Origin of the sequence: Dysgonomonas sp. (assembly GCF_035323175.1) — a bacterium.
Classification (GTDB): domain Bacteria; phylum Bacteroidota; class Bacteroidia; order Bacteroidales; family Dysgonomonadaceae; genus Dysgonomonas.
The window spans coordinates 71,322-86,548 of record NZ_DAOKYH010000004.1; the positions used below are offsets into that span (position 1 = coordinate 71,322).

13 protein-coding genes and 1 tRNA gene are annotated in these 15,227 nt (G+C 35.3%); 4 read left to right on the top strand and 10 right to left on the bottom strand.

From position 1 onward, the window contains the following. Nucleotides 1–2 precede the first annotated feature (2 nt). The 4 genes from PKC55_RS07070 to PKC55_RS07085 form a co-directional block, all read right to left on the bottom strand. Complete coding sequence (locus PKC55_RS07070) at nt 3–1,100, bottom strand: LptF/LptG family permease (RefSeq protein ID WP_291129995.1); 1,098 nt, start codon at nt 1,098–1,100, stop codon at nt 3–5. A gap of 13 nt (nt 1,101–1,113) precedes the next feature. Further along, nucleotides 1,114–2,244 (bottom strand): tRNA guanosine(34) transglycosylase Tgt, encoded by a 1,131-nt coding sequence (gene tgt, locus PKC55_RS07075; protein ID WP_291129992.1) that lies wholly within the window; start codon nt 2,242–2,244, stop codon nt 1,114–1,116. A gap of 13 nt (nt 2,245–2,257) precedes the next feature. Beyond that, entirely contained in the window at nt 2,258–3,601 is a 1,344-nt protein-coding gene (locus PKC55_RS07080) for a hemolysin family protein (protein ID WP_252637464.1), read from the bottom strand. Between the two features lie 107 nt (nt 3,602–3,708). Beyond that, nucleotides 3,709–4,089, bottom strand: a complete 381-nt coding sequence (locus PKC55_RS07085; RefSeq protein ID WP_135106024.1) for a VOC family protein — start codon at nt 4,087–4,089, stop codon at nt 3,709–3,711. A gap of 222 nt (nt 4,090–4,311) precedes the next feature. On the opposite strand from PKC55_RS07085, the gene PKC55_RS07090 reads away from it, so the two are divergent. The 4 genes from PKC55_RS07090 (at nt 4,312) to PKC55_RS07105 (ending at nt 9,427) form a co-directional block, all read left to right on the top strand. After that, nucleotides 4,312–4,385 (top strand) — tRNA-Arg (locus PKC55_RS07090). Nucleotides 4,386–5,246: 861 nt separating this feature from the next. Further along, nucleotides 5,247–5,930 (top strand): phage tail-like protein, encoded by a 684-nt coding sequence (locus tag PKC55_RS07095; protein ID WP_291129989.1) that lies wholly within the window; start codon nt 5,247–5,249, stop codon nt 5,928–5,930. A gap of 33 nt (nt 5,931–5,963) precedes the next feature. Beyond that, nucleotides 5,964–6,506: a hypothetical protein gene (locus PKC55_RS07100; protein ID WP_291129987.1), complete on the top strand. Its 543-nt coding sequence runs from the start codon at nt 5,964–5,966 to the stop codon at nt 6,504–6,506. Beyond that, the gene (locus tag PKC55_RS07105; RefSeq protein ID WP_291129985.1) at nt 6,503–9,427 is read left to right on the top strand and encodes a DUF8696 domain-containing protein; all 2,925 of its coding nucleotides are present in this window, start codon (nt 6,503–6,505) and stop codon (nt 9,425–9,427) included. Before PKC55_RS07100 ends, PKC55_RS07105 begins: the two co-directional genes overlap by 4 nt. A 204-nt stretch (nt 9,428–9,631) precedes the next feature. On the opposite strand, the gene PKC55_RS07110 is transcribed toward PKC55_RS07105, so the two are convergent. Genes PKC55_RS07110 through PKC55_RS07135 form a run of 6 tightly spaced genes read right to left on the bottom strand, consistent with a single transcriptional unit; the run spans nt 9,632 to nt 15,215 of the window. Next, nucleotides 9,632–10,195, bottom strand: coding sequence for a PepSY-associated TM helix domain-containing protein (locus tag PKC55_RS07110; RefSeq protein WP_291129983.1), 564 nt, complete (start codon nt 10,193–10,195; stop codon nt 9,632–9,634). Next, on the bottom strand, nt 10,164–10,712 hold the full coding sequence (locus PKC55_RS07115) for a hypothetical protein (RefSeq protein ID WP_135106015.1): 549 nt from the start codon (nt 10,710–10,712) through the stop codon (nt 10,164–10,166). The genes PKC55_RS07110 and PKC55_RS07115 overlap by 32 nt, the downstream gene beginning before the upstream one ends. 7 nt (nt 10,713–10,719) lie before the next feature. Next, nucleotides 10,720–11,952: a DUF4857 domain-containing protein gene (locus tag PKC55_RS07120; protein ID WP_291129979.1), complete on the bottom strand. Its 1,233-nt coding sequence runs from the start codon at nt 11,950–11,952 to the stop codon at nt 10,720–10,722. Between the two features lie 30 nt (nt 11,953–11,982). Beyond that, complete coding sequence (locus PKC55_RS07125; RefSeq protein WP_291129976.1) at nt 11,983–12,654, bottom strand: hypothetical protein; 672 nt, start codon at nt 12,652–12,654, stop codon at nt 11,983–11,985. Between the two features lie 22 nt (nt 12,655–12,676). After that, complete coding sequence (locus tag PKC55_RS07130) at nt 12,677–13,552, bottom strand: ABC transporter ATP-binding protein (protein WP_291129974.1); 876 nt, start codon at nt 13,550–13,552, stop codon at nt 12,677–12,679. A 49-nt stretch (nt 13,553–13,601) separates the two neighbouring features. After that, the gene (locus PKC55_RS07135; protein ID WP_324372439.1) at nt 13,602–15,215 is read right to left on the bottom strand and encodes a DUF6850 family outer membrane beta-barrel protein; all 1,614 of its coding nucleotides are present in this window, start codon (nt 15,213–15,215) and stop codon (nt 13,602–13,604) included. Nucleotides 15,216–15,227 lie beyond the last annotated feature (12 nt).

Below are 15,227 nucleotides of genomic sequence, written 5' to 3' on the forward strand. Positions count from 1 at the left end.
TATTAATTTGGTGCTTTAGAATATAAGTATGCAGCTATAAACATAAATACAATATTCGGTATCCATACGGCCAGCATTGGTGGCATTGTGCCTGAAACAGCAAAAGAAGAGCTTACTGTCTGAAACATAATATAGGTTACACTCAACCCTAGTCCGATTCCAATATTAAGTCCCATTCCGCCCTTCATTTTCCGAGCAGATAAGGAGGCGCCTATTATAGTGAGTATAAATGCTGAAAATACTGATGCGAATCGCTTATGGAATTCTATCTCGAATTGAGTAATACTTACACCTCCGACATTTGCCAATCCTTTGGCCTTTTGTCGCTGTATATACGAATACAACTTAGGCGTTGACATTTGCTCAAAATCATTTACAGATACCAGAAAATCACTCGGTATAACATTCAGTGTGGTATCTATCCGGGCCCCGGTTGTGATTTTTTCTTTCATTCCATGAAATTCGCGTATAGAATAATTATTAAGAACCCAGTGATATGCTGTATCATATTCTATTCTGTTTGCAACCAGTCTCGATTTTAGTTCCTTGCCTTCAAATTTATCTAAAGAAAGATTATATCCTAATCGTGTTTTATTATCAAAACGTTCGATATAAAGAATAACTCCTTTGTCAACTTGCATTTGTATACGACTTGCATAATCTACACTTTTATCCTTTATATATTTGTTCTGAAATTTTATACGCGTTTCGTTGGCTGGTGGAATTATAAAACTACTTAGAATGAATGATCCTACTGCGATAATACCTGCTGAAATCATATAGGGCTTCATCAATCGTTTGAAACTCATCCCATTTGATAACATTGCTATAACTTCAGAATTATCAGCAAGTTTGGACGTAAAAAATATTACCGCAATAAACACAAATAATGCACTGAAAAGATTGGTGTAATACGGTACAAAATTCATGTAGTAGTCGAATATGATCGCTTTTAAGGGAGCATTATTGCTTAAAAACTTATCAAGTCGTTCGTTTATATCAAACACTACGGATATAGAAATAATAAGAATAATTGAGAATATGTATGTTCCCAAAAATTTCTTTATTATGTACTTATCAAGTATTGATAGTATTTTCATTCTATTCAGTTAATCACAAACGTCTTGAAACATTTTCAGTCATCATTCTTTTCCAGCTCAAAAAATCACCTGCTATTATATGCTGACGGGCTTCTTTGACAAGCCATAAATAAAAAGCCAGATTATGGATAGAAGCGATCTGTAATGCTAGAATTTCATTCGTTATAAATAAGTGACGAAGATATGCTTTTGTGTACAAAGTATCAACAAATGAAGCTCCATTTTCTTCTATTGCAGAAAAATCTTTAGCCCATTTCTGATTTCGCATATTCATAATCCCATTACGAGTAAATAATTGTCCATTACGTCCATTACGTGTGGGCATTATACAGTCAAACATATCTACTCCACGTTCTATCGCTTCGAGAATATTGGCCGGTGTACCTACCCCCATCAGATAACGAGGTTTATCCTTTGGTAAAATCTCATTTACAACCTCTATCATTTCGTACATCTTCTCTGTAGGCTCTCCAACAGCTAACCCTCCAATAGCATTCCCGTCCGCACCTTTAGAAGCGACATTCTCTGCAGCTCGTCTGCGTAAATCAGGATATACACATCCCTGTACAATAGGAAATAATGCTTGTTTATAACCGTATTCACATTCGGTTTCATTAAAACGTTTTATGCATCTATCAAGCCATCGTTCTGTAAGGTCTAGCGATTTTTTTGCATAAGTATAATCTGCATCGCCAGGTGTACATTCATCGAATGCCATCATTATATCAGCGCCGATAGTACGTTCGATATCCATTACGTATTCAGGAGTAAATACATGTTTAGAGCCATCGATATGAGAGCGAAAAATGGCACCTTCTTCAGTAAGCTTTCTATTATGAGCCAAAGAAAAAACCTGAAATCCCCCACTATCGGTCAAAATAGGCTTATTCCAACTATTAAATTTATGTAAACCTCCTGCTTGTTGTAAAATATCTAACCCCGGACGTAAATACAGATGGTATGTATTTCCTAAAATTATTTGTGCCTGTATATCATTCTCGAGCTCAGTCATATGGACGGCCTTTACAGCACCTTGGGTCCCCACGGGCATGAATATAGGAGTCTCTATTTGTCCATGATCTGTCGTTATCAACCCTGCGCGAGCACTAGACTGATCATCGGTATATTGAAGTTCAAAATCCATTCTATTTTTTTATTCAAATCTGAGATGTTCTGGCTTGTTCTGTATCTTCAGATTCTTCATCTTGAGCCAGATCTTTGAGTTGCACTAAAACTATCGAAGCCTTATTTTTCTTTACTACAGTAAACTGATAGTCCTCGGCTTCAAGCTTGTCGTGAGTATTGGGAATACGACCAAACTTATCTATTAAATAGCCGGCCAATGTATCGTATTGCTTATCTTTATCGATAGGATGTGGTAATTCGTCATTAATATCTGAGATGGCAGCTGTGGCAATTACAGAATATGTATTATCTCCGGTTTGTTCTACAAAAGGAATTTCATTGTCATACTCATCTTGAATCTCACCTACCAATTCTTCAAGAATATCCTCCATCGTAATAACCCCTTCTACCCCACCATACTCGTTAAGCACCATTGCTATTTGCTGATGCTTTACTTGAAATTCTTTCAGTAATTGACCAATCCTTTTGGTCTCAGGAGTAAATGAAACAGGACGAATAATAGAACGTATATCTACAGTTCCATTTATCCGCATTTTTTTCAATATATCTTTTAGATGAACAACACCAATCGTGTTATCTATATTATCTTCATAACATGGAATACGGGAATATCCTTCTTCTATTACAAATTCGAGGGTTTTCTCATCATAATCGTTAGCATCAATAGCTACAACTTGAGTGCGAGGAACCATTATCTGACGTGCTGTCCGTTCTGAAAAATCAAATGCATTTTGAATAATATCAAATTCGGCACTATCTACATTTCCGCTTTCCTTAGCCTGATCAACAAGATAGCGCAGCTCGTCACTACTATACACTTCTTGCTCCGAAACAGTATGTAGTCCGACTAGCTTAAGTATAAAATTGGCAATACCATTTAACATCCAGATAAATGGACGACACAGCCAATAAAAAGCATGCAAAGGATATGCTACAGCCAATGTTGTCTGTTCTGAACGCTGTATTGCCAACGATTTAGGAGCTAATTCGCCTAAAACAATGTGGAGTATAGTAATAATAACAAATGCCGTAATAAGAGAAATAGTAGAAAGAATATTCGGTGCAAGTTCCAATCCGAATAGCCCTATTAATTCTTTTATTATTTTAGAAACGACAGGCTCTCCAATCCACCCTAAAGCCAAGCTGGCAATAGTAATACCAAACTGAGTAGCTGCAAGATATGCATCAAGGTGTGAAACTATACGCTTTGACAGGATTGCAGTACGACTACCTGCCTGAGCTTTCAGTTCCAATTGAGAAGATCTTACTTTGACAATTGCAAATTCGGCTGCAACAAAAAAACCATTAAGAAAAACAAATAAAAGTGTAATTAGTATCGATATGACAATGTCCATATTTTTATATGAATGGTAATAGCTACAAAGATAATATAAATGTATATTTGTTTAACAAAAACGAATAAATCAATATCAATTAGTATTAATAAATTGTTGGAAATATATCATCTATTGATAGGTAAAACTTCAATCCAATAATCATCGGGGTCGTTTATAAAATAAAGTCCCATACTATGATTTTCGTAACAAACACACCCCATCTCTTTGTGATATTCTCTGATTTTATCATAATCACCATCTACTCTTATACATAAGTGGCTTTCATTTTCTCCCAATTCATAAGCTTGAGGATGGTCTCTCAGCCATGTTAATTCTAAAGAAAAAGGGCTAACACCATCTCCCAAATATACAAGAGTAAAAGATCCGTCTGAAGCCTCTTTACGCCTTATTTCGTTCAAGCCTAATGCTTTTTTATAAAAACTGATGCTTTTATCCAAATCTGTTACATTTATATTGAAATGATCAAATCTTCCTTTTATTTCCATAATTATTTTTCTTTTAATAAGAATACAAATATAATATGAATAAAATAAACGGTTGACTTTATATCTTGTCTTTTGATAATCTTTTACATGTAGATTATTATAAAGATTTGATTTACACAACTCTAATTTATTTAAGCACTAAAAATTGAAAACTTTTGAAATAAAATCTTTTTCTTTTTATAAAAAGTACTATCTTTGCACTCGCTTAAAAGCAAAAGGTGAGGTCCCGTAGCTCAGCTGGATAGAGCAACAGCCTTCTAAGCTGTGGGTCAAGCGTTCGAATCGCTTCGGGATCACAATACAGCAATTATAAATAGCTATATATCACAAGATGTATAGCTGTTTTTTTAGAAGACTATAGTGAGTATACACCAGAGATTTATTACAACATTTTATTGCAAACTTTTACGCTTGATTTATTAAACTATCTACATAGCACAAGCGATACTATATATTGAAGACATAAATAACAAGAGAAAAAGAGATGAGACATGTTCGCAAACAACAAGCCAAATTTATTTTGTATCATTAAATAGATCTGTCACAGAAGACATCAACAGTCTAATTATAAATAAGATAAGAATAAACAAAAAAAATATCTCCTGTTAAGAGATATTTAATTAATTACAAAATTAGAAAATAAATTGAATTTAAGTAATTAAAAGACATAAAAAAGAAAAAGGCATAATCTGCAATATGTTCATAAATTTAATTTAGATAGATCTACGAATATATATAATACACGTTATCAGCACATTACACATTAAAATATATCTCTTAACAGGAGATATACCCTATACGATAAATTTTTGCCTTTGCTCTATACATTACATTTGTTGATTAATCAGAAAAATCAATGAGATAGCAAACTTTAGAAAAATAAATTATAGCATAATGTTTCTTTTCCACTCCAGACATTTACACGAACTATATATACCCATACAAAAGTTTCAATACCCTATAAAACGGGGTAACCACTTGTTTGTCTTTAATTTGTTTGTCTTTAATATTTGTTGTCATCCCATTTATTTTCAACCGCCGCTTGGGAAAGTATTCGGAAGAGAATATAGGGTATTGAAGTTTTTATACGGGATAGAATTATATATGCAAAAAATGAGTGATTAATTATTTCATTATAAAACTAAAACATTTACTAAATGAAACCAACAAACTTCAAACTAAACAGAAGCAAACTGAAAACATTATTCATAGTTATAATGTTAGGAGCTTCTTCCTTATTACGTGGACAGGTAACCATCGGTTCGGGATATGAACCAAATTCAAATGCGTTACTCGATTTACAGGAGCATTCCGACCACAGTTCTACAAAAGGGTTACTGCTACCACGCGTTTCACTTTCATCAACAACATCATTTTCTCCTTTACTAGCGCATGTAGCAGGAATGACTGTGTATAACACCGCTACGATAAACGATGTAACCCCCGGATATTATTATAATGATGGGACTAAATGGATAAAACTTTTTGCGGAAGTTTCTGCAGTTACACCTAAATTCTTTTATATGCCATCTATTGTGCTACCGACAGATACCGCAGACCCATCTTATAACACAGTTACACAAGAGTTTACTGTTGATTTATATACTCTTTACAGAGAACAATTCGAACTGACTAATTCAGCGTCGTCTATCAAGGGGGCGGGTGCAACAACTTTACCCGTGTTAGCTAGTAATGACTTAGAGTATTTCATTCCTTATTATGATAATACGGTTTTCCAGAATATCACATTAAGTAATACAGGGATTTTGAAATACAAACTTTTCGCACAATTTACTTATTCCGAAAAAACGTTTATGAACATTGTTTTTAAGGTCAAATAACAATAGTTTGTACAAAATAAAGATTAGTAAATTATGAAAATATTTTATGCATTAATATTTTGCGTATGCACCATTTCTGCATTTGCGCAAAACAATATAGTAAAGGATGTAAAACAAGAGACTAATGGAAATTATTGGTTTCGTAGTGCAACAATAAATGTTCGTAACTATGAGACTAAAGCAGGAGTATTGGCGCATACCTTTAATGACACCACATCTCTAAAAGGGATAAACAAGCTGCCATTTCCCATTCATCCCATATTCTTATCGGTATATATACAATCGGGAAAGCTAGCTGCTTGTACTCTGTGGAACAACCTCGCGGAATATAATGTAATCAATGAGGGAATGTTACTATTGCCAGCTAAAGAATCTGAGAAGGAAATAGATCCAAAACCAGAAGATAATTTTTCTTCGCCATATTCCTTATCTCCTCTGTACACTTTGACTATAGAAGGAAATACTGCAACATTTACTTTTCCAGAGATTTATGGAAATAGTGATTATAACTTCCCATTAGAGGGTACATTGACTATTGTTCTTGTTAAAGACGAACCTTATAAAAATATATTATGACAAAAAGAATTATTTATATATTCTCTTGTTTGTGTATAAGTTTAATTAGCTCGTCACAAATTGGAGCACAGACTTGTAGTCCCAACTTCACTGTAAGTACCCAAATAAAGAATTCTACCTGTTTGTCGAATGGAGAGATAACCGTAACATTGGGTGGAGATACCACAAATATTTTTAATGTGCAATACGGACTTAGTTCTGAGGGCGGTTTTTCTATAAATCCTCAAAGTGATCATGTGTTGCGAAATATACCTCCCGGTACATATCAGCTGACTGTTCGAGCTTTTTGTAAAATAGACAGTGAGTATAGTACGGTTAAAGATCTCTCAAATCTGATTGTTGGAGGTAATTACAAAGTACCGGAAGTATCGCTTAATTCTGATGTCTCACGTAAATCATATCTAGGATGTGGTACAGGTATTATTGCGCTGAATGTTACCAATGGCAGTGGAAATTTTGAGTTTACGATTACCTCGGCACCCGCAGGGGTTGCTACTCCGCAGACGGTGACGCCCACAAAGAGTGGAAATGTTTACACATTTCCTAACACAAATTACCCTGCAGGGAATTACACCGTACAGGTAAATGACGGATGTTATACATCAGTAAGAGATTTTACACTGGGTACTATTTCTGGATTTCCTACTTTTAGTAACCTTACTCAGACTGCTTTTCTCCCCGATTTGGATAATACTCAAGGTTCATGTGGATATGTAAAATGGACTGCCTCTTCTACTGAAATATCGGCTAATCCTGATTATAAAAGATATTACAACGATAGAATGTATGAAATAGGAGCAGCTCCCGCCGGACAGATACCAACCCAATGGTCAGACTGGAACAGTACTGCCTCTGGCGGAATATTATTGAATATATCTCCTTATAATATAGCTAATTTTTATTCATCAAATAGTCTTGCTATTTATATACGATTGAAAGGTTGTAATGACATTTACAAAAGCTTCACTACGAATATAAAAAAACCCACCTATTTCACTTATTCTATGCGTGATCGCAATTGCAATAACTATACATATACCGTAAGACCATGGACTGATTATGATGGATTATTTTGTTATCCATTAAATATTATAGTAAAAAAAACAACAGGGGGAGGTATCGTTTATAATAATCCGAACTGGTTGAACAGTGTCAACTCGAATGATATAATGACATTAGAGTATGATACTCAGTATACAGTTACGTGTACAGATCAAAATGGAACAGTAGTCACGAGTTCAATTTCCGCTATAAACCGGAACATTTCATTTACAACCAATAGATTTGATTGTGACAGTTATCAACTAGTTTATTATCTACCAACCGGAACCCATAAGTGTATACCTGTTGAGGTGACTATTACCGACCCCAATAATGTGGTGGTATGTACCCAAACCCTAACTAATACTGCGACTAATTATTCTTGCCCTTTAGAGTATGGTAAAACATATACATTCACTGCAGTTTATGCTGATGGATTTACTTATACTACTACACGTAATATAGCATCCACACTACCGACAAGTTATGCATTGAGCACAAGCAGTTCGTACGATGATAAATGTACTGTAGATAAAGGACGCTTATATATATCCGCAAATGCAGGCTGGCCAATAGGAACCACTTTAACAATAACAGGACCGACTGGATATGTTTCACAATCGGCAACAATGACATCATCATCTGCCTCTTATACTATGCCTGCAACAAACTTACCTCCGGGAACTTACACTCTCACAGTGAATCATGGTTGCGGCAATCCTATCGTCTCGACCTTCAATAATCCGGGGATATATAACTATAAAGATCTTGGATATACTAGTCAACAAACTTGTTCGGGGATGAAAATAACTCCAACGGGCACTATAACGTATAAACGTAATCCTACAACTACATATTACCGCTTAACTAGTGGTCCTACGGGATATGATAAAACGGTAATTGCCCCCGGCGGATCCTTTACTTTCTCTGCACCGGGAACTTATGTGCTAGGTATATTAACAGATAATAATTCTACCGCTTGTGTTATTGGTGATACAACCATCGTTTATACAGCTCCACCATTAGATCTAGACCCTAAGGCTACTTCGGCATATGTATGTGTAGGAGGAACAACCGGAAATATTTCGGTGAAAGCGATGAATGGAGTTGCTCCTTATACCTATCAGTTGTGGAATGCAGATAATACAGTGAAAATATCAGGTGTTGCAGATATAACAACCAGCGGTATTGCTCATTTTACTTACGGACTAGCAGATGAGACTTATACAATTCGTATCAACGACCAATGTGGAAACGCATTTAAGCAGCAGATAATGATATCAAACCTAGAGACGGCAAAAATAGTATATGCGAGTTCAAATCCGATTTGTACAGGAGGAACAATACAGCTTAAATGCATAACTCTGGGGAGCACTAATTATACATGGACAGGACCCAATGGTTTTACTTCTGATATGCAGAATCCGACCATTAGCAATGTAGATACAAATATGACAGGTTGGTATAAAGTATCGGTTACACCTGAGTTTTGTGGTATAGCGAAACTCGATAGCATACATGTTACAGTGACACCAGCTTTGCTACCCACACCGAGTACTGCAGACCAATCTTTAGAGGTATGTGTACGAGAACAAGCAACTCTAACGGCAGAAGTGACAGGTGGAGAGGGATTCTATACCTATCAATGGCAATCGAGTACAGATGGCATATCCTGGTTTAATATAGCCGGAGCTATCAGTGCTTCTTATATCCCTCCGACACAAATAAGATCAGGAACATATTATTATCGCAGAATAACCTCCGACACTACTTGCGGTACAACCTACAATCTGATAAAAGTAAATGTAAAGGGATGCTACATACTTGTAAATCCAAATATACGCAGTAAAATAGAGCGAAAAAAAGACGGGACTTTCTGACCTTAGCCCGAATAAAACTACATATTTAAAGATGCAGAGTAAATAATCTTTTTCTATTTACTCTGCTTTTATATCATTAAATAATACCAACGGTTTTTTGTCTATTATTTGATATTAAGAATATTAAGGTATTATCAATAGGTATTGGTTGTATATAAAAAGAGTATGCTCAAAAAAACGAACATACTCTTTTTCACTTATAAATCAAGAAAGCACGATATAAAGGACTGGTATTATAAGCCCGAATAGTAGGTACCATTTGCCCCGTCCACTAATACCATTTTTCCCTTTTACCATAATAAGACCTGAGAAGGCAAAGAAAATGAGAGATACGGCAAAGAAATCTGCCATTACACTCCAGCCCTTTACTTTATTGTAATGAAGCTTATTTATCCAATAAACGAACTCTCGTTTGCTATGCTTTTCGTAATCCAGCATTCCACTGCCCGAATTATAAACGCCGACTCCACCGTCTAGCATCAATCTAAGATGTTGATCATCTATCGATAGAATTTTCCGCAAAGGCGGAACATCTTTCCTATCGTTCCACCAATATGTCAACTCTTGCGAACTAAGTCCTTTTTCAGCTTGCAAAGTTATCTCTTCGGTATGAAAAGCCGGGTCTTTTCCGTTCATATGATTCAATAGAATTCCTGAAATCGCATAAACAAGACTAACTCCAACCATCAGAAATCCTAAGTCCCTATGAATAATCCTTGCCCAACGGTGCAATGTTCTACTGCTCGACGATACTGAATTCTTCTCCATCTAAATAGTAAATGGCGTAATAATCTTTATTGTTTTTCTTCATCCAATCACGCATCTCGCTAATATTAGCAAGTTCGGCCTGGCAAGTTTCAGCAGAACCGTCTTCCTTCACTTTCTTTTCGTTTACATCCTTTTCATACTGATCTATATATTCTTTAGTCAAACGACGTTCTTTTAAGACTCCGGTGATTGCTAATTCAGAACCTACTAATTCGCGATTGAAGCCACCGATATTTCCTTTAGCTTCTACCCGCATAGATACATTTTCGTTGTCACCTACAATAAAGCAACGTTTGCCCGAATGCTTACATGTGTGTGTTACACTACCTTTAACTATTACTTTTTTATTAACTAATTGGTCTGCCTCAGCCAATAAGCTATCTAATGGATACATGGCAAGACCCGATACTTGAGCTACAGAAGTCGAATCTGTATCATTTTCTTTATTATCCGTACTCTTGCTTGTGCAAGAAACTAAACAAATAGCCATATAGGCTAATAACATAATTTTTTTCATATACACTTTATTTATTTTTTGAATTAGGCAAGATTAACAAAGCTACTAAGCCAGCTATACCGGTTAAAAAGATATATATTCCATTAAAAATCTTCCTTTTAGGAGAGCCCGTTATAAAAAGAACTGTCAAGAATGCTATAATTAGATTTACTGCAAAGCCATAAATCCCTATATAGTGAAAATAGGGTTGTATATAGCTAGTCTCTGATTTTTCGAGAGTTAAATATACAGGAAATATCCATTTAGAAACAGCATCCCATCTACCGGGCGTACGGTCAATAGTATGCTCTCCAATTCTTTTTAGGGTTTCGGCATCTAGTGCATAAATCTTTTTAGCAAAAGGTGTCACGACGGAAACAGTCCAATCAAACATGTTGCCCATCAAGATTACTTCGTCTTTTTGCATATCTATCGGATCGATATCCAGTTTCACCGTCTTATAATTAGCTCCATCATTTTCGATAATAAATAGTTCGCCTTGTTTGCTGAAAAGAAATCCATAGAATCTTTTATCGGCAACTTCCAACATCGAGAAATATGAAGCCTCGATCTTCTCCCCGATTTTTGTATTCTTTATATAAGGACGGTTGTTAACCATCTTCATATGGAATAATTGATTGTTAGCGTCCAACACAAAATATCCTTCGTCGTAAGGCTTACGTGGATTTGGATTTCCTATAAGCCATTGGGCGGGATACTGAAACCCTTCTTTGTCGAGAGCCTGTTGAAAAAGCCTACTTTTTTCAACTTCCAATGTATTGGTTTGCGCATCTATAAACTCAATGTTATTTTTAAGACGAAACACATCGTTCGGAATTTCTAATCCTACACGCTTAGGCATAGTTTCTAATAAAATATAAAGCCCATTGACAGGAGTATTTATATCTGATGGCTTGTATTTATAAACAACAGATTTAGAACGGAGTAACTGCGGGGTTATTTTTTGCCCATTAATACTATCCGGCAATTTCCCATCAGTCATCAACTGACGATAATTCAACATTGGCATCAGGGAGTCGAACTGCGCTGTATTATATTTGTTCCCCTTCAAATCTTCCATCGGGAACTTTTTGTTTTTGTAATCTATTAAGCCAATATCTTTCAGTATTGTACTGTAATAGGCAAAAGGATATTGGTCTGAGTTATATGTTGCTTTATTTACCAAAGAAGGAATTGCCCACATTCCTATTAAGGTTATGAACAGCAGTATAATTATATAAATAATATTTTTAAACTTCATTTCTGTAACTTTCTATCAATTAATATTCCGTTATTGTGCCCCATCTTTAAACCGATACATAGAATAGAAGGGAAAGAAAAAGCAGAGAATCATTAAAACTACAAGATATGGCATAAATGGTATGTAGGCTCCTGAAACGGAGCGGATGAATAGGAAAGAAAGAAAGCCAATAGAGGCCAATGTATATCCTATTCGTTGACGCCATACGGGTTCAAGGCTTATCCATGCAGCGAATAAGTATCCAAAAACACCAGCAAACAAATATGGTAGGTTTCCCCATATCATTGCTTTTATAATTTCGGAAGGATAATAGAAAGAAAAAGAAAACGATAAGACTAGATAGCTTAACAAAAAGATAAATAATAAGATGCCTATTCCAAAAAAGAGTAAGACAGACATAATTTTTGTTTCTAGCATAGGTAAATGCAAAGTCAATTTAAGGCGCTTGTCATGCATTTCAGGGGCAAATTGAGAAACACCTAATAAAAGACCAGCCAAAAGAGGAATCCATTGTGCAAATCCGGGGAGAATAGGCATATCTTTAAGTATCACTGTCGACCAAATTTGTACAGCGCCTCCAAGACGAAATTGTTGTCCTGTGTTTATCAGTGTGTAAATAATCAGAGTAACGAAGATAATTCCAATTAAGGTAACTACACGTCGGGTTTTAATCCATTCTTTAAATAAAAGAGCTTGTATCATATCTATTATATTCTGTTTCTTATTAATATTTACCTGTCAAACCTATAAAAGCGTCCTCTAATGTCAATGCTTCCTCTTTTACCTCAGAAACAGCAAAAGGAGCTAGTTTTTGATTCACAGCTTCTATTCCGTCAAAGGAATAAGTTTCCCAGAACGATCCGATCTTTTGTGTATTCCATAATCCATCTACAACACCTATCTCTTCAGTCTTGGTTATAAAGCGATAGCGTTTAAATTTATTAATGATATAACTTGTAGGTTGGTGAAGTAATATTTTACCATAATCGAGAATAATACAATCATCGATAAGCATTTCCATATCTTGTATTATATGGGATGTAAGGAAAATCGTTTTATCTTCGGCTGTCGCATATTCTTTCAGATATTCGATGAACAAGCGGCGATAGCCGGGATCTAATCCCATAGAGAAATCGTCGAGAATCAGCAAATCGGGGTTTTGCGCAAATAGTAATCCGAGAGCTACTTGAGAACGTTGCCCGCAAGACATCGTACTTATCTTCTGAGTTTTAGTTACCTGTAGTTTTTTCAGCAATTCATAATACGCATCTCTGTTCCAATTTGGGAAAAAACTACTATAGAATTTCTCTATTTGTACAACATTAAAATACGTATGCTGTATATGTCCTTCGAGCAAAAGACCTACACGAGCTTTGGTCTGTGGCGTAAAGTGATCCATTTCTTCACCAAAAATTCGACACACACCTGCTTGTGGACGTAGATATCCGTTGAGGATATTTATAATTGTGGTCTTTCCTGTTCCATTTTTTCCGAGCAATCCTAATATCTTACCTTTCTTGACTTCAAAACTCAAGTCTTGGTAGATAAGTTTTGTTCCATAATAGTGTGTTATTTTGTCACACTGAATAATTGTATCCATAATTGGTTCTTTTATGATAGTTGTTCTTAGTGATTCCTTATTCTATGTATTAAAAGCCAACTCCTACCGATAGAGCCAGCTCATTAAAAGTTTTACCAATGTGTTTGGTAGAAAAGGCATTTGTCAAAGCATAATTAAATTGTGCATACCCTTTTATCTTGCCTGGAAAAAGCCTTGAATAACGAAAGGTCACATTTCCTCGGACACGGTCTGTCGTCAGATATTCGAATTCCCGGTAGATATAACGATCTAAACTAACAGAGGTAGATTCCTGAGTAGAAGAATCATAAGTCCCATCTTTTTTTTCGTTACCTCCTCCTGAAATATAACTGAATCCAAGAGTTAAGCTATACTGATTTAACGATTTTATAATATTACGACTGGCGGACATCCCTACATTCCATTGATTTATATCTTGTTTGCGGTAATTCGGATAAATAGAAACATTTTGCTTCATATTATTTGCTTCTCCATTAATCTTCAATATCCATATAGGAGAATAATCTTTTACGCCAAGATATGCAGTATACCCAGCACTAAATTTCCAGATTGTCTTATTCAACATTTCTTCTTGGCTAGAATAGTCAATCACGTTAGTTCCATTGGGTAGCGTACTTCTTTGATATGAATTTTCATAGTTTTTGAGCAATTCTCTACTTATATTAAATGAGAGTATGTGGCGATCGTTACTATTTAGCAATGTCAAATTCCCCCGATACTCATTTATTTTAGAAGTATGTTCTGTATATACAACAGACGATGTGCCACGCTTACCATAATATCCGTCTCTCCACTTCAAAGTCAATTCATTAAAAAATAATATGTTAGGAGATAATGTAAAATTTAATTGAAGGGATGTTCCTTGAAACTCTTCAAATAGAGGCTTGAAAGTATTAGCCTCTGTATAACCATCACTTTTACTGAATCGTACCTGATGCCCATAAAAAACACCAAAGTCTATCAATGAGTTAAACTGTTGATCGGTATTCCCATATGATTGAAAACGTATTTCTTCGATCCTACGTCGATATGTATAATTAATACCAGCCTCCCAAAATGGAGATATCCGGTAAGCAGCTCCTAATGTGAGTATCAAGTCCATTTCTCTGTTTTCATGACGAAGATCTTTAAATTTGGCATAATTAGAAGTTTTATAATCTAATTTTGTTCCTACATTAAATCCTCTGGCAAGTTCCGTACTAAATGCCCCTGTCAGATGGTATATATCCAACGCTTTTTTCCCCTGCGTACTATCTGCATATTCCACTATGTTGAATGGGCTTACATAAGGATCAATAAAAGTAGCTCCCCCCATATTTTTGCCTTCAAAATGACTATAATTTACATTTCCGTAAAATACTGTTTTGGAATTTAATCGATATAAAGATTTCACATCTGCTCCAGATTGGAAACTATTATCAGACTGAAAGTAGTTTTTTAACTTACCATTTTTCTTATCAAAATAAGCTTCTGCATAAGAGAAATTGTCGATAGTAATAGAATGAAGCCCGGCTGCATTATCAGAATACAGCCAGGGATTTGATTCTTGTACATACTCATAACTTTCCCATCCTGTTTTTTCGTATTGCGCAATTAGCTTTTTGGGTATACAAAATCCAACCAGAAGCAAAAGAATCGTTATATTATGTACTTTTTTAGCCATTATTTTTTGTGT